The organism is Rhizobium sp. CNPSo 3670, assembly GCF_057784555.1.
In genome coordinates this window covers 59,729-73,866 of record NZ_JBXSOL010000019.1, presented here as the reverse complement: position 1 = coordinate 73,866, position 14,138 = coordinate 59,729, and the positions used below count along the sequence as shown (strand labels likewise).

General features: G+C 60.9%; 19 protein-coding genes. 15 read left to right on the top strand and 4 right to left on the bottom strand.

Annotated elements, in window-relative coordinates:
- The first annotated feature begins 7 nt into the window (after positions 1-7).
- The 8 genes from AC13QO_RS20120 (at position 8) to AC13QO_RS20085 (ending at position 6,855) form a co-directional block, all read left to right on the top strand.
- Positions 8-1,681, top strand: coding sequence for a response regulator (locus AC13QO_RS20120; protein WP_085781681.1), 1,674 nt, complete (start codon positions 8-10; stop codon positions 1,679-1,681).
- Between the two features lie 295 nt (positions 1,682-1,976).
- Positions 1,977-3,755 carry a malto-oligosyltrehalose trehalohydrolase gene (gene treZ, locus AC13QO_RS20115; protein ID WP_085781680.1) on the top strand — a complete coding sequence of 593 codons (1,779 nt, stop codon included), beginning with the start codon at positions 1,977-1,979 and terminating at the stop codon, positions 3,753-3,755.
- Positions 3,756-3,768: 13 nt separating this feature from the next.
- Positions 3,769-5,688, top strand: coding sequence for a 4-alpha-glucanotransferase (gene malQ, locus AC13QO_RS20110; protein ID WP_085781679.1), 1,920 nt, complete (start codon positions 3,769-3,771; stop codon positions 5,686-5,688).
- Positions 5,689-5,699: 11 nt separating this feature from the next.
- On the top strand, positions 5,700-5,900 hold the full coding sequence (locus AC13QO_RS20105) for a hypothetical protein (RefSeq protein WP_085781678.1): 201 nt from the start codon (positions 5,700-5,702) through the stop codon (positions 5,898-5,900).
- A 103-nt stretch (positions 5,901-6,003) separates the two neighbouring features.
- A complete protein-coding gene (locus AC13QO_RS20100) occupies positions 6,004-6,219 on the top strand; it encodes a hypothetical protein (RefSeq protein ID WP_488541609.1) in 216 nt (71 codons plus the stop codon).
- 10 nt (positions 6,220-6,229) lie between these two features.
- The gene (locus AC13QO_RS20095) at positions 6,230-6,412 is read left to right on the top strand and encodes a hypothetical protein (protein ID WP_085781676.1); all 183 of its coding nucleotides are present in this window, start codon (positions 6,230-6,232) and stop codon (positions 6,410-6,412) included.
- Between the two features lie 9 nt (positions 6,413-6,421).
- A complete protein-coding gene (locus AC13QO_RS20090) occupies positions 6,422-6,610 on the top strand; it encodes a hypothetical protein (RefSeq protein ID WP_085781675.1) in 189 nt (62 codons plus the stop codon).
- 83 nt (positions 6,611-6,693) lie between these two features.
- A complete protein-coding gene (locus AC13QO_RS20085; RefSeq protein ID WP_164517833.1) occupies positions 6,694-6,855 on the top strand; it encodes a hypothetical protein in 162 nt (53 codons plus the stop codon).
- Positions 6,856-7,154: 299 nt separating this feature from the next.
- On the opposite strand, the gene AC13QO_RS20080 is transcribed toward AC13QO_RS20085, so the two are convergent.
- The 3 genes from AC13QO_RS20080 to AC13QO_RS20070 form a co-directional block, all read right to left on the bottom strand.
- Entirely contained in the window at positions 7,155-7,379 is a 225-nt protein-coding gene (locus AC13QO_RS20080; protein WP_085781673.1) for a hypothetical protein, read from the bottom strand.
- Positions 7,380-7,426: 47 nt separating this feature from the next.
- Entirely contained in the window at positions 7,427-7,789 is a 363-nt protein-coding gene (locus tag AC13QO_RS20075; RefSeq protein WP_085781672.1) for a hypothetical protein, read from the bottom strand.
- A gap of 133 nt (positions 7,790-7,922) precedes the next feature.
- On the bottom strand, positions 7,923-8,111 hold the full coding sequence (locus AC13QO_RS20070) for a hypothetical protein (protein ID WP_198175597.1): 189 nt from the start codon (positions 8,109-8,111) through the stop codon (positions 7,923-7,925).
- A gap of 443 nt (positions 8,112-8,554) precedes the next feature.
- On the opposite strand from AC13QO_RS20070, the gene AC13QO_RS20065 reads away from it, so the two are divergent.
- The 5 genes from AC13QO_RS20065 (at position 8,555) to AC13QO_RS20045 (ending at position 10,380) form a co-directional block, all read left to right on the top strand.
- Positions 8,555-8,845 (top strand): hypothetical protein, encoded by a 291-nt coding sequence (locus tag AC13QO_RS20065; RefSeq protein WP_085781671.1) that lies wholly within the window; start codon positions 8,555-8,557, stop codon positions 8,843-8,845.
- A gap of 15 nt (positions 8,846-8,860) precedes the next feature.
- Entirely contained in the window at positions 8,861-9,268 is a 408-nt protein-coding gene (locus AC13QO_RS20060) for a hypothetical protein (RefSeq protein WP_085781670.1), read from the top strand.
- Positions 9,269-9,333: 65 nt separating this feature from the next.
- Complete coding sequence (locus AC13QO_RS20055; RefSeq protein ID WP_085781669.1) at positions 9,334-9,582, top strand: hypothetical protein; 249 nt, start codon at positions 9,334-9,336, stop codon at positions 9,580-9,582.
- Between the two features lie 203 nt (positions 9,583-9,785).
- On the top strand, positions 9,786-10,016 hold the full coding sequence (locus AC13QO_RS20050; RefSeq protein WP_085782059.1) for a hypothetical protein: 231 nt from the start codon (positions 9,786-9,788) through the stop codon (positions 10,014-10,016).
- A gap of 100 nt (positions 10,017-10,116) precedes the next feature.
- Positions 10,117-10,380, top strand: a complete 264-nt coding sequence (locus AC13QO_RS20045) for a hypothetical protein (protein WP_085782058.1) — start codon at positions 10,117-10,119, stop codon at positions 10,378-10,380.
- 30 nt (positions 10,381-10,410) lie between these two features.
- Here AC13QO_RS20045 and AC13QO_RS20040 read toward each other — a convergent pair whose 3' ends face one another.
- Positions 10,411-11,481, bottom strand: a complete 1,071-nt coding sequence (locus AC13QO_RS20040) for a LacI family DNA-binding transcriptional regulator (protein WP_085781668.1) — start codon at positions 11,479-11,481, stop codon at positions 10,411-10,413.
- A 180-nt stretch (positions 11,482-11,661) separates the two neighbouring features.
- Here AC13QO_RS20040 and AC13QO_RS20035 point away from each other — a divergent pair, with 180 nt between their 5' ends.
- Together AC13QO_RS20035 and AC13QO_RS20030 are read left to right on the top strand one after the other, a co-directional pair.
- Positions 11,662-12,489: an ABC transporter substrate-binding protein gene (locus AC13QO_RS20035; RefSeq protein ID WP_085781667.1), complete on the top strand. Its 828-nt coding sequence runs from the start codon at positions 11,662-11,664 to the stop codon at positions 12,487-12,489.
- A 78-nt stretch (positions 12,490-12,567) separates the two neighbouring features.
- On the top strand, positions 12,568-14,106 hold the full coding sequence (locus tag AC13QO_RS20030) for an amino acid ABC transporter permease/ATP-binding protein (protein WP_085782057.1): 1,539 nt from the start codon (positions 12,568-12,570) through the stop codon (positions 14,104-14,106).
- The last annotated feature ends 32 nt before the right edge of the window (positions 14,107-14,138 follow it).

Here is a 14,138-nt window from a genome sequence, read left to right as displayed (position 1 = left end):
TCCGGCCATGAACCCCGTCAACATCCTCCTCGTCGACGACCAGCCCGCCAAACTCCTGAGCTACGAGGTCATTCTCGAAGAGCTCGAGGAAAATCTGATCAAGGCGCAATCGGCGCGCGAAGCCTTCGAGCACCTGCTGCGCACGGAAATTGCCGTGATCCTCGTCGACGTCTGCATGCCCGAGCAGGACGGATTCGAACTGGTCAGCATGATCCGGCAGCATCCGCGCTATCAAAACACACCGATCATATTCGTCTCCGCCGTGATGCTGGCGGAACCAGACCGGTTGCGCGGCTATGCGGTGGGCGCCGTCGATTACGTCTCCGTCCCGATCGTGCCCGAGGTGCTGCGCGCCAAGGTCAGGGTCTTTGCGGATCTCTACAGGAAGACGCGGGAACTCGAACGTCTGAACGCCGAGCTGGAGGCCAGGGTGCACCAGCGCACCGCCGAACTCGAAGCCTCGGCGGCGCAGTTGCGTCAGCTGAACGAGGAGCTCGAGCATCGCATCGACCAAAGGACGCGCGAGCGCGAGGAGGCGCTGGCCCAGCTCTTCGAAGCGCAGAAGCTCGATACGATCGGCCATCTGACAGGCGGCGTGGCGCACGACTTCAACAATCTTCTGATGGCGGTGCTCGGCAGTCTCAGCCTGCTAAAGAAGCGGCTTCCGGCGGACGAGCGCAGCGAACGCCTGGTGACGAACGCCATCCAGGCGGCCGAACGCGGTACCGCGCTCACCCAGCGCCTGCTCGCCTTCGCGCGCCGACAGGAGCTGAAGCCGCAGGCGGTCGACTTCCTCCGGCTGTTCGAAAATGTCGAGGATCTGCTCGCCAAAGCGGTTGGACCGCGGGTCGAGATCCGAAAGCGCATCCCTGTTGATCTGGAGCCGCTGCTGGTGGACAGCAACCAGCTGGAACTGGCGCTGCTCAACCTCTTCGTCAATGCACGGGATGCGCTCGAAAGTGGTGGTGCGGTGACGGTCGCCGCGGAGGCGGAGGAGACCCGGCCGGCCGGCCTTGCAGGCGGCAATTACATCAAGATATCGGTCTCGGACGACGGCGAAGGAATGGACGAGGCAACGGTTCTGCGCGCCGCCGAACCTTTCTTCACCACGAAGGGGATCGGCAAAGGCACCGGTCTCGGCCTGTCGATGGTGCACGGCCTGGCAGCGCAGTCGGGTGGTTCCATCCAGATTTCGAGCACAAGAGGGAAGGGCACGACCGTCTCCCTCTGGCTGCCCGTCGCGCAGAGCATTCCAAAGGCAGAGCCGGCGGACGTGCCTGCGGCCGCCGAACCCTTGAAAGCAGTCTCGCGATCGCTTGCCATCCTCGTCGTCGACGACGATGCGCTTGTCAGGACCGGAACCGTGGCAATGCTGGAGGATCTCGGGCACCTGCCGCGGGAAGCGGCTTCCGCTACCCAAGCTTTGGAATTCCTCGCTGGCGGACAGGAGTGTGATCTCGTCATCACCGATCATGCCATGCCGGGCATGACGGGCGCCGAGCTCGCACGCCATCTTCGTTCAGCCTTCCCCAACCTGCCCGTTATCCTCGCTTCCGGCTATGTCGAGCTTGCCGAGGATCAGGGGCTCGGCCGGATGCTCAGGATGGCGAAACCGTTCACGCAGGAGCAACTCCAGGCGGCCATGGACGAGGCTCTGAGGGCCACGGTCGCGGCGGCGTGATGATCGAAGCGGCAGCCGTTGGGGGGTGCTGCATAATCGACGTTTCTTCAACCCCTATGTCACCAGCCTGAGTGGCGGAGGAATCGGCTGCCGTGCCCGCGGATGCCGCCCATGAGGCGCGCGGTTAACATGGAAAACTGCTCTTCGTCCGCGTGAACCAGCATGAACACGCCGCGACCAATTCGGATTTGCGCCGCCCGCTGATGAGATCTCGTCGCGCGTACTCTACTCCGGTGAAACTTTTCGCTCTGCTAAAAGTTACTCAAACCCATCCTCACTCACCGAAGGCTTCCCCTTGACCAAAACGATGTTCGGCCCCGCATTCACCGAAGATGGCGTTCTGTTTCGCCTTTGGGCTCCACTGCATGAAAGCGTTTCGTTGAAAATCGAAGGCTCTGATCCGCGCCCGATGCAAGCGGCTGAAGATGGCTGGCATAAGTGCGCGGTCGCGGATGCCGGCCCTGGTACGCAGTATCGCTTCATCCTGCCGGACGGTCTTCAAATTCCCGATCCTGCTTCGCGCTTCCAGCCGCAGGATGTGCATGGTCCGAGCGAAGTGGTCGACCTTGCCGCCTATCGCTGGAGCACACGCGAATGGGCCGGCCGGCCTTGGGAGGAGATGGTCATCTACGAACTGCATATCGGCTGCTTCACACCACAGGGCACTTTCAAGGCCGCGATCGAGCGTCTCGACAATCTGCGGGAGCTTGGCGTCACGGCGCTGCAGATCATGCCGCTCAGCGACTTCCCCGGCCGCTACAACTGGGGCTATGACGGCGTGCTTCCCTATGCACCCGACAGCACTTACGGCCGGCCGGAAGATCTGATGGCGCTGGTGGATGCGGCGCATGAGCGCGGCATCTCGGTCTTCCTCGACGCGGTCTACAACCACTTCGGACCCGATGGGAACTATATCCCCTCTTATGCGCCGCTCTTTACCGATCATCACAGGACCCCCTGGGGCCACGGCATCAATTATGACGGGGACGGCTCTGAGATGATCCGCGAATTCGTCATCGAGAACGCCATCTATTGGATCACCGAGTTCAGGCTCGACGGTTTTCGCTTCGACGCCGTCCACGCCATCAAGGACGACAGTTCTGAGCATCTTCTTCACGCGCTGGCCCGCCGCGTCAAGGCTGCGGCCGGTGACCGGCATGTTCATCTGATCGTGGAAAACGAGGAGAACGACAGCGACCTTTTGGAACGTGACGCAGACGGCGAGGCGAGGCTGTTCACGGCCCAATGGAACGACGATATGCACCATGTGCTGCATATTACCGCCACGGGTGAAACCTTCGGCTACTATGCCGATTATACCGGTGACGCCGGCAAGCTAGGCCGGACGCTGGCGGAAGGTTTCGTGTTCCAGGGGGAGCATATGCCCTACCGCGGCGGGAGCCGGGGTAAGCCGAGCGGCCATCTGCCGCCCACCGCCTTCGTCTCCTTTATCCAGAACCATGATCAGATCGGCAACCGGGCGCTGGGGGAGCGGATCATGGCTTCGAGCCCGACGAATGCTGTCAAGGCCGTCACATCGATCTACCTGCTGGCACCTGAGATACCGATGCTGTTCATGGGCGAGGAATGGGGTGCGCGAGAACCTTTTCCGTTCTTCTGCGACTTCGACGAGGATCTGAACGAAAAGGTCAGGAAGGGCAGGCGCGAGGAGCTTTCGCGCCTGCCGGGTTTCGACGCTGACGAGCTTCTCGACCCGACGGCGCCGTCGACCTTTGCGGCGGCCAAGCTCGACTGGTCAAAACGCGCCTCATCGGAAATGCTTGAATTCTACAAGACGCTTCTCGACCTCCGACATCGACGGATCGTTCCCCTGCTGAAAGGCGCCGGCGGCGGAAAAGCCACCTACCACTCCGAGGGGACAGCGCTCGCGGTGGATTGGTTTTTAGCCGGCGACCGTCGCCTTCATTTGGATGCCAATCTCGGCGGCGAGGCGGCGCCGCTTCTGCGGCGGCGCGAAGAAGGAGAAACGATCTTCCGCCTCGGCGGCCGCGATGGAGGACAATTGGCGCCCTGGACGGTGATCTGGAGCATCTCAGGTGAGGGCATGGCATGAAGGCGATCGGACGATGAAATCCGCCGAACTCGAAAAGCTCGCCCGGCGATACGGGATCAGCCCGACCAGGCCGAGTCCCGACGATCGCGAGGTGGCGATTTCCGCCGACACCAAACGCAAGATACTCTCGGCTCTGGAAGTCGAGCTATCGGGAACCACCCATCGCCAAACTTATCCACCGCGACTGGAGCAGCAGTCGAGGCCGGCGGATAGGGCGATTCCCAAATCATTTCTGCCGGATTTCCTGTTCAAGACGCGGGTCTGGGGTATCAGCCTGCAGCTTTACGAACTGCGTTCGGCGCGAAACTGGGGCATCGGCGATTTCGAGGATCTGTCTGACATGGCCGACTTGGCGGGGAAGCTTGGCGCTGATTTCATCGGTCTCAATCCGCTTCACGCACCATTTCTTGCCGATCCCGATCGCTGCAGCCCCTATGAACCTTCAAGCCGTCAGCATCTCAACCCGCTCTATATCGCGGTCGATAGATTGCCAGGTTTTGTCAGTAGTGCCGAACTCGAACGGCAATTGGAGGGACTTCGCGGGGGGGGCCTCGTCGATTATGTCGGAGTTGCGAGAGCCAAGCTTGGAGCTCTGCGCGATCTCTGGCGCGCCTGGCTGCAGGCGGGTGCCGCCCATGAAGCCTACAATCCCGTTGATTTCGATGCCTTCGTCACCCGAGGCGGCAACAGCTTGCGGCGCCATGCGCTCTTTGAATGTCTTTCGCTTTCCATGGCGGAACGCGGTGCAGGCGCTGGCTGGCAGGGATGGCCGGCAGATTTCCGGCGCTTCGACAGCGCCGCCGTCGCCGAGTTCGAACGTGAGTATGCGGACGAGGTCCGCTTTCATATGTGGCTGCAGTGGCTCGCCCACCGGCAGTTGCTGCAGGCAGCGGACCGGGCGCGAAAAGCTGGTCTGCGGATCGGGCTTTATCTCGATCTCGCCGTCGGCGAGGCGGTCGACGGATCGGCGACATGGAGCGAGCCGGATGTCTATATCTCGAAAGCGACCATCGGCAGCCCTCCCGATCCGTTCGCGGTAGAGGGGCAGGACTGGCATCTCGCCGGATATCTGCCGTCCGCCATCGCTGCAGGAGACAGTTCTCCTTACCGGCGCATGGTGAGCGCCGCGATGCAATATGCTGGTGCGATCCGTATCGATCACGCGCCGGCGCTCCGCCGCCTCTTTCTGGTGCCACTCGACAGCACGCCGGAAGACGGCGCCTATGTCCGCTACCCCCAGCATCGGCTTCTGCAGATCCTGGCCGAGACGTCCGACAAGTATCGATGCCTCGTCATCGGCGAAGCGCTGGGAATGATCCCGCCGGATTTGCCTGACGAGCTGGCGGCGGCGCAGATCCTCTCCTATCGCATTCTCTCCTATGAACAGGACGAGAAAGGCTTCAAGCCGCCGGATGCCTATCCCGTTTTTGGCCTGACTTGCATTTCGACGCACGACCACCAGACGCTTGCCGGCTGGTGGCGCAGCGCCGACATCCAGGATCGCCGCGACCACGGCATCGTGCCGCCCGATCTCACGGCAAAACATCTCCAGCACCGCCGGCGCGAGCGACGAAATCTGAAGGCCGCGCTCCTCGCTGCCGGCATCGACGTGCCGGCAGGTCTTAGTGCGAGGGCCGGCCGGGAGACTTTGAGGGAATTGACGGTCAGCGCCTACCGCTTCATCGCCCGTACTCCGTCGCTTCTCGTCGCGGTTCGGCTTGCCGACCTGACCGACGAGAAAAGGCCCACCAATATCCCTGGCACGAGCGACAGTTACCCCAACTGGAAGCCGAAGTTGTCGCTCTCGTTGGAGGAGCTGGCGTCGAACCCTCTGCTGCATAGCATTACGGCGGCGGTGCGGGAAGAAAGGCCACGGATTCACGCGGCAAGGGAACGATCGGGAAGCAGGCGGATTTCGACTAGACAGGGATAAGGAACGCCGAAATGAAAGCCAGAAGACCACTTGTCGAAGTTGCCGTAGAAACCGAGGAAGGACGGGTGCCGCTGGGCATCATGAACGCCAAGCAGGCATTGTCGCTTCCTGACGATCTCGACGTGAAGGTATCGCATCCCGATCATGAGCCGGGCAGCACCGACAATTTCATCCCCAAGGACGAACTGCAGCGGCACCTGGACAAGCTTTAGGGCGTCGCGGCTTGTCCGCTCGAGCGTCAGGCGATTTGAGTTTCGCATCCCGGAACCTCCATGGGCCTGGTGTGTTTGAGTCCATAAATGGAAGGAGAAAACCATGGCACATGCCGACCGGAAGCACATTGGCGCGGGCGCGAAGGGGAAGGGCGACGGAAGCGGCGCGATGACCAATCTCGACGAGGAAAAGCTTCCCGCAAACACGGTTCTTTCGAACCGCGACAAGACCCGGCACTCCAAAGAGCGCGGTCTCGACGGCAAGACTGTTCAGACCGAGCAATATTCGGATCACAGCTCCACTCGGAATCCTAAATGAGGACAAGGTGATGAGCAGCAGATTACCCCCCATTCCCGCCGACAACGTCAGCAACAAGGGAGCCGGCAAGCCGGCGCGGACCGAGGCAGAGGATTCCGCGATGACAGGCGGCAGCGAAAACCCGGAAAAGAAGGGTCAACAAGGAAACACCAAAGTCAACACAACCCATCAGGGTTACCAGCAGGACAGGTAGGAGGCATCGATGTCTACTTCGAAGAAGAGCCCGTCGACGATCCGCCAGGGCGGCCCAGGCGCATCCCACGAAAACGCCAAGTCGCCGCTTGAGATACCGAAACCGGCAGCCGAGCCGGATAGACGTACGCGAAGCAAAGTTTCCGGCGGCGGCGGCGAGCATGATCGCCACCACACCCACGACGCAAGAGAGAAGTGAGGGACAGACCTGGCGGTGGGACCTGATGAGCCCAAGGCACGAGGTCCACCGCTTTACATGATCAACATGACGGAAAACAGACCATGACGACCGCATTCATCCTTGTTGCACTGGCTCTCATCGTCATCTACGCCGGTCCGACATTGCTTTACATCTGCGTCGGTTATGCTGACTACATGATCGAACGGCGCCGACATTTGCTGGCTGTAAAACACGCGGTAAAGCGTCGCAGCGACGAGCTTTAGCTGTCCGGTTGACGGCGGGCCAGGATTCATTCACGCTTGGGATGCCGATATCTTCGGCCGCCGCAGTGTCACTCGATTTCCTCGGCGCGCTGGGTGATCGCGAAGTTCTGAAGGATGCCGGCCATTTCGGGGTCGTTGCCGGCATGCGCAATAAAAGCGTAGAAGGCCGCACGAAACGATTTCTTTCTTGGTGGCCTGCGGATGCGATTTCATCACAGCCTTGATCAGCTGCTTCGGTGTGATATTGGCCCGCGTTTCCTTCAGAATGGCCTCGCCAGGCTCCTTCAGATCCTGGTCTTTCAGTCGATTTCCCCGGACTCCTTGTCTCCGATTTCCTCGACATCATGATCAGGTAGGATGCGATGCTTTACTTCCTCGGCCGCGACCGCGATGCCTCTAGCCGTTCCCGCCAGGGCAATCTCGGCCGCGATGAGAGGGTGCTTGCGCACAAGCTTTCCGAGCGCCTTGGCCGTCGCGGCCGCTTTGGCCTGAGACAAGACGCCTTTATCGGCGCGTTTGCGCAAGAGAGATTCCAGCTTTCTCTTCGAATGCTTTCGGGGCGGCGTCGCATCTAATGCACGGCGACGCCCTTCCGAGGGTTTTCTTCCGCCTGCTTCCGGATATTCTTCGGAAGCGCCGAACTGGCGGCCTCACGCACAACATCGATGGCCGCATCGGCCGCACTATGGAAGGCCTGCCCGACCACCCCAAGAGTCTTTGCGCTCTTGCGCGTACTCGATTTTGCGGCGCCGGCAATGTCATCGCGGTCCTCCACCAGCACGGCCGCAGCAGCGCCGGCTCCCGCAATCAGCGCCTTTCCCAGCGTGTCACGACCGCTGGGGCTCGCCAGTAAGGTTTTCAGTATCGAATTCTTTCGGATGGCTTTCGGCACCTTGTAACCTGCAATCTTCTTCGGAATCTTTGTCTTGGCCATAACGCACCTCCTTCAGACCGTGAGAACGCGGCAAAGCGCACCCTGTTCCGAGAGTGGGTGGCACCGCGCGAAGGAGGAGCTTCGCCTCTTGTTTGCGGCAACTTCGGCTCGCCGAAGCAAAGGTTAGCAGATGTTAGTGGATCGACTGCGAGGTCGGAGCGTTGATCTTGAGCAGATCCGGGGCGGGAAACATCTCGATCAATCCTGCGGCGAGGTCGTCGACATCGGTCTTGCCTTCATTGAAGAGCTGGATGGCGGCGCTGCACAGGATCTGGCTGTCGTGTTCGCTTACCGAGACGCCGAAATGGCGATACCAGCTCATGACAGCCTTCGACAGGCATCTGAAATCCTGCGGGAGTATCGGTCGGTAGAAAATCGCCATGAAAGTCCGCCACGATTGCCGGTTAACGTCATCGCTCTTCACCTAATCAAGATAGTAGCCCCCCCGTTTGATACCAAGCGGCCTGTTTCCTTGGTGCGTTAGCGCACGGAGCCGCTATTCGAGCGCTTCGGGGCCTCTCTTGCCTTTACGCCAGGACACCGGCCGCAATGGGCGGCCTGGATGAAACGTTGGCGCGCCAGTTCGGCGCTTCCGCGTCGGCGAAGCGCATCGACGCAGCGCCGCGCTTCGCTTCGAAATAACCGCCGCCCCGGTGTTCCTGTTCGAAGAGGAACTCCTGCCTGCTGCCACCGGGTTCCGGAACAATGTCCGCCGCGCCTTGTTATTTGTGCGACAGGCGAATGCCGAAGCAGCCGGAGGATTCGATGAGGCGGAGCATGGGGCTTGGGCTGGTTATGGCCATCGCGCTGACGGGTTGCAAGACCAGTGCAGGCAGCTACCCATCGGCGGGACTTGAGCCCATTCCGGGCAGCATCACCTATCAGGGGCAACCGCGCACAAAGCTGACGAAATCCCCGGTCGGTTCATCCTTTCCGCACACCTTCACGGATCAATGGGGGCGGCAAGTCGAGGAGATTTATATTATCCAGCCCGACCGAAGCTTGGTGATTTCCCAGCGCCATTACCGACCGGTTTTTTCGCTCGATGACGACTAGAGAGGAGAACTGATCATGCCGCGCCGCAAGAACACGGTGGGGACGACGCTCGACACCGAAGGTGCCAAGATCGGCGAGCCGATTCCGAAAGCGATCGTCGATATCAACACCGCCTCTGTCGGGGTCCCCCGCCAAGCCGAGGACGATTTGCGCACAGAACTGAGCGCTCTACGGAAACAGGTTGATAGGCTTCAGCAGCAGGTCATCAGTGCGGGGCGTTCGGCGAAGGGCGGCGCCGGAAAGGCGGTTCGCCAGACCGGGGCTCTGGTGAAACATTATCCGCTCTCAACCTTTGTCCTCATGGCTGCTGTCGGAGGTTTGTTGGCGCTTGCCTCGCGTCAGCTCTCCCCACCGCGCCATCGTGGGCCGTCGGCCTTGCGCGAACTCAAGGATTTCTACGACAGGGTGCGCGAGCGGATCTGACAAGATTTGAGGATTGCCAGCATTCCGATTCTGCCTGACTCTCTTTCGGGCAAGGAGGGAATTGCATGCTTGACGTCCTTATACGACGCGCTCTGGATATTGTCCGGCGCACGGACCGTTTGATCGAAGCGGCGAGTGGGCTGCTGGACAGGCATGATCTTGATGAGGTCGAGCGATATGAACTTGATTATGAGATCGAACGGCTGAGGGACGCGGTTCTTGCGGTGGACGAGGCCGTCCGGTCGCTCGCGCGCAGGAGCGAACGCTGGCCTGAGGTGGCTCGGGTCCACGCATTACAGACGACATTGCACTGATTGCGGGACTTTTACAGGCACTTGCCGCTTTCATAAGCTGCTGATTTCTAAGCATTTTCTCAGACGAAACTGCATGTCACGCTGATGTCACGCGACCATGGGCGCAATATATGCTTGATTGGGCCGCTAGCGCTTATGATTTCCGGCCGGATGCACTGAACAGGGGGCGAGGGACAGAGCGCTGTTATCGTTGGGGCATCGCGATGACTTTGAAAACCTCCGGGCAGACATCTGAGCCCGACGAATGCGTATTTCCGGTTCACACCCGGACGATCGCAGAGATACGCTATGATATTCTCAACCAGGTCATGACGGTCGTCTATCATGACGGCCGCACGCGCACCACTGCCGGCATACGGGGGCCGGCGATGCTCAGGATCCTCGCTCAGCGTCCGCTGGAGCGCTCCCCGTTCCTTTTGCGGAGTGTTATCTGATCGAGAAAGCCGGCGCACCCGCCGCTAAATCGTCTTCGTCGTGCATCCATTTCGGAAGAGATGCGTTCATTCTGATAGTCAGACTATGGAGGGAACGCCGATGACCTTTCCACCGCCGAAAACCGAGGCTCCCGCTCAGCGCTTCGAAGAAGCAAGTGCTGCTGCGCGCGACGCTTTGGAGAGGCTGATTGCAGCCGCCAACGAAGCCGGATGGGGAACCGAGGAAATCTCGGTCGCATTCCTCGAGGCGGCGCGATTTTTGACCGAAGCAAATAAAAAAGATCCAGATCCTGCCGACGATCCCGTGATTAGCGACGTGCCGGGGAAGCGGGAGCAGATCGGCCACGGCGAGCTTTTCGATTAGACGCCGCTTCATTCCTGCTTTGGAACAAGCTCACCCGCCAATCCTTGCGACCGAGCTGCGGATGACGAGGCTCGTGCTGACCCGCAGCCGTTCAACGGCAAGGGGGATCTGTTCGATGCGGGAGACGAGCCGCTCGCCGGCGAGTTTGCCCATCTCGTAGACGCGCTGGTCGACGACGGTAATCGGCGGCACGGTCACGCTAGTCCAATCGGCATCCAGGAAGGAAATCATCGAGATATCGCCGGGAATTGAGAGACCGAGTGATTGCAGCGACTTGAAGACGCGCAGCCCCACCAGGCTGTCCGATGCGAGGACCGCGGTTGGCGGCAATGGGTCCGCCAGCAGGCGTTTGATCACGGCGTCCGTCTGCGGTTGATCGGTCGCGCCAAGCCTCACATAGTGAACGGGGTCGGGCAAGCCCGCTTCCGTCAGCACGCTCATGAAGCCTTCCACGCGTTCACGCACGGCAGAATTCGATATCCGGCTGATATCGGTCACTCCGCCGTCCTCAGCGTCCATGGCCGAGACGTAAGCGAGACGTCGATGTCCTGCGTCGACCATAAACCGGGCCGCGGCGATGGCGGCCTCGCGATCATCGCCGGTCACGGCGTCGACATCGAGCTCCGCGATGCTCCGGTCGAAGAGGACCAGCGGCATACCGGCGCGGCCGACGTGTCGGAGATGGTCGAAGCTGTCACAGCGGGCGGGCGTCACGATCAGGCCGTCGACACGCTTGCCGATCAGGAGGTCGACGGCTGATTTCTCCGATTCGAGCTTCTCGCCCGAATTGGAGATGATCACATCGAAGCCGGCGAGCCGAGCCGCATCGCTGATGCCGCGCACCGCCAGACTGAAGAAGGCGTTTTCGATATCGCCGACGACGATCCCGATGATGCCGGACCGGCCGGTGCTCATGCTGCGCGCAAGTTCGTTCGGCCGGTATTCGAGAGCCGTCGCCGCCGCCATGACCTGATCCTTGATCTTGCCGCTGACGACGCCGTAGCCGCCGAGCACGCGGGCGGCCGTCGCTTTCGACACTCGTGCCGCTTTCGCGACGTCGGCGACCGTGACTGAACGTTTCGGAGCAGCGGAATCTTCCATGCCGCAGCACTACAAGAGTTGTTGACGGGCGGTCAATTGACAGTTATCAAATCTGTTGTGAGACCGGTCTCTTTTTATTGGAGACCGGTATCTTTGCGGACAGTCTTGCTGCAGAACGGCGGCAAGTGCGGATAAACAGCTAATGCCGACAAGAGCATTCCTTCGGAGCGGAGAACGAACATGAAGTTTTTTGAATCACTTCCGGCAGTCATTGCGCCTCTGCAAGCCGGTCTCGCGGCCTGCTTTCTGGCGATGGGAGTCGGCTTCGCAGCAGCGGCCGACAATCCCTACAATCTGATCGAGCCCGGCGTCATTAGCGTCGGCACGATGGGCGATGCCAAGCCCTATACATTCGCGACCGCGGATGGCCAGTTTACCGGTTTCGACATCGAACTGTTTCTCAACGTCGTGTCCCGGCTCGGCTTTGCGAAGGACAAGGTGACTTTCACCGGCCAGGAATTTTCCGCCCTGCTGCCATCGGTTGCCAACGAGCGGTTCGACGTTGCCGTCGCCGCGATCGGAACCACCGAAGCCCGCAAGAAGACCGTCGACTTCTCCGACGGCTATCTCGCCGGTTATCTCTCGGTGCTGACGTCGGACGCCGCCATCAAGGACGCGGCCGGGCTGAAGGGCAAGCGGCTCGGCGTCGTGCAGGGAACCTTGCAGGAAGTCTACGCCGCCAAGAATTTTGGCGAGACCGATCTCGTGAAATTTCCCGACAACAATTCCGCCGTCGCCGCACTCAACAACGGCACGATCGATGCGCATTTCCTCGACTACGAGGCGGCCAAACAATATGGTGAGCGCTATCCTGCGCTGAAAGTCGCCGTCAACATCCCGTCCTTCGATGCGCCGGCGGGCTTTGTGATCAGGAAGGGCAACGATACGTTCCGCACGGCACTGAACGGCGCCCTTCACGAGGCAATGCAGGACGGCACCTGGAAGACCCTCTATGAGAAGTGGTTCCCGGGCTCGCCGATGCCGGATCAATATCTCCCCAAGAAGTGAGGCCGCGAGCCGTCCGTCAAAAACGGGCGGCTGACCTCGATGGCGGCACGCCCGGCAAGGGCTTCGATGGGGATTTTTATGAATTGGCTTGAGAATCTGCGCCGCAGCTTCCTCGACTGGGAGGCGATGGCGGACGTGCTGCCGAGCATGATCAATGTCGGCCTGAAGAATACTTTGATCCTGGCCGCGGCTTCGACCGTGCTCGGCGTCATCATCGGCATGGTTCTTGCCGTGATGGGTATCTCTCAATCTCGGTGGCTGCGGCTCCCGGCGCGCATCTATACAGATATCTTTCGCGGGCTGCCGGCGATCGTCACGATCCTGATCATCGGCCAGGGCTTTGCCCGGATCGGACGCGATATCTTCGGTCCCTCTCCGTTCCCGCTGGGAATTCTTGCGCTCAGCCTGATCGCCGGCGCTTATATCGGCGAAATCTTTCGCTCGGGCATCCAAAGCGTCGAGCGTGGGCAGATGGAGGCCTGCCGGGCGCTCAGCATGAGCTACGGGCAAGGCATGCGCCTGATCGTCATACCGCAGGGCATCAGGCGCGTACTGCCGGCGCTGGTCAACCAGTTCATCGGCAACGTCAAGGATTCGAGCCTCGTTTATTTCCTCGGATTGCTCGCCTCCGAGCGGGAGATATTCCGCGTTGGGCAAGACCAGGCGGTGGTGACCGGCAATCTGTCGCCGCTGCTGCTGGCAGGCGTTTTCTACCTCGTGATCACCGTGCCGCTGACCCATTTCGTCAATTATATCGATGCGAGGCTGCGATTGGGTAAGCAGGGGCGCGGTCCCAGTCCTGCGAGCGGATTGGTCGAGGTGAGCGAGCTTGCGGCGGCAGCCGGTCCCCACTCCATCGTCGACGTCGCGAGCTGCGATCACCGGCATTTCAGGGGCGGTACCCTGCAAATCCGGGATTTGAGCATGTCCTACGGCGAGTTCGAGGTACTCAAGGGTGTCGATCTCGATATCCCCGCCGGAACCGTCACTTGCATCATCGGCCCTTCCGGCTCAGGAAAATCAACGCTGCTGCGTTGCATGAACAGGCTTGTCGAGCCGAAGGGTGGCGACATACGGCTCGACGGCGAAAGCATCCTGACAATAAGGCCGGAAAAGCTTCGTCGCCGGGTCGGCATGGTGTTCCAGCACTTCAACCTGTTTCCCGATCACACCGCTCTCGAAAACGTCATGCTTGCGCTGACGAAGATCAAAAAGATGCCGAGGCAGCAGGCGCGACGCGTCGCCGAGGCGCGCCTGGCCGATGTCGGTCTGGCCGCGCGCGGAGATCACCGGCCGGCGGGCCTTTCCGGCGGGCAGCAGCAGCGCGTCGCGATCGCTCGGGCGCTGGCCATGGATCCGGAGGTCATCCTGTTCGACGAGGTGACGAGCGCGCTAGATCCCGAATTGGTGAAGGGCGTGCTCGACCTGATGGCGACGCTCGGCCGTCAGGGCATGACCATGGCCGTCGTGACGCATGAGATGGGATTTGCCCGCCGCGTGGCCGACCAAGTGGTCTTCATGGACGAGGGCCGTATCATCGAAGCCGGCTCGCCGCAGCAGATTTTCGACAATCCGCAAAGCGAGCGGCTGAAGCGCTTCCTTGCGGAAGTTCTCTGAGGCGCCAGGCCTTCAACGCGCGCAATTCGGTT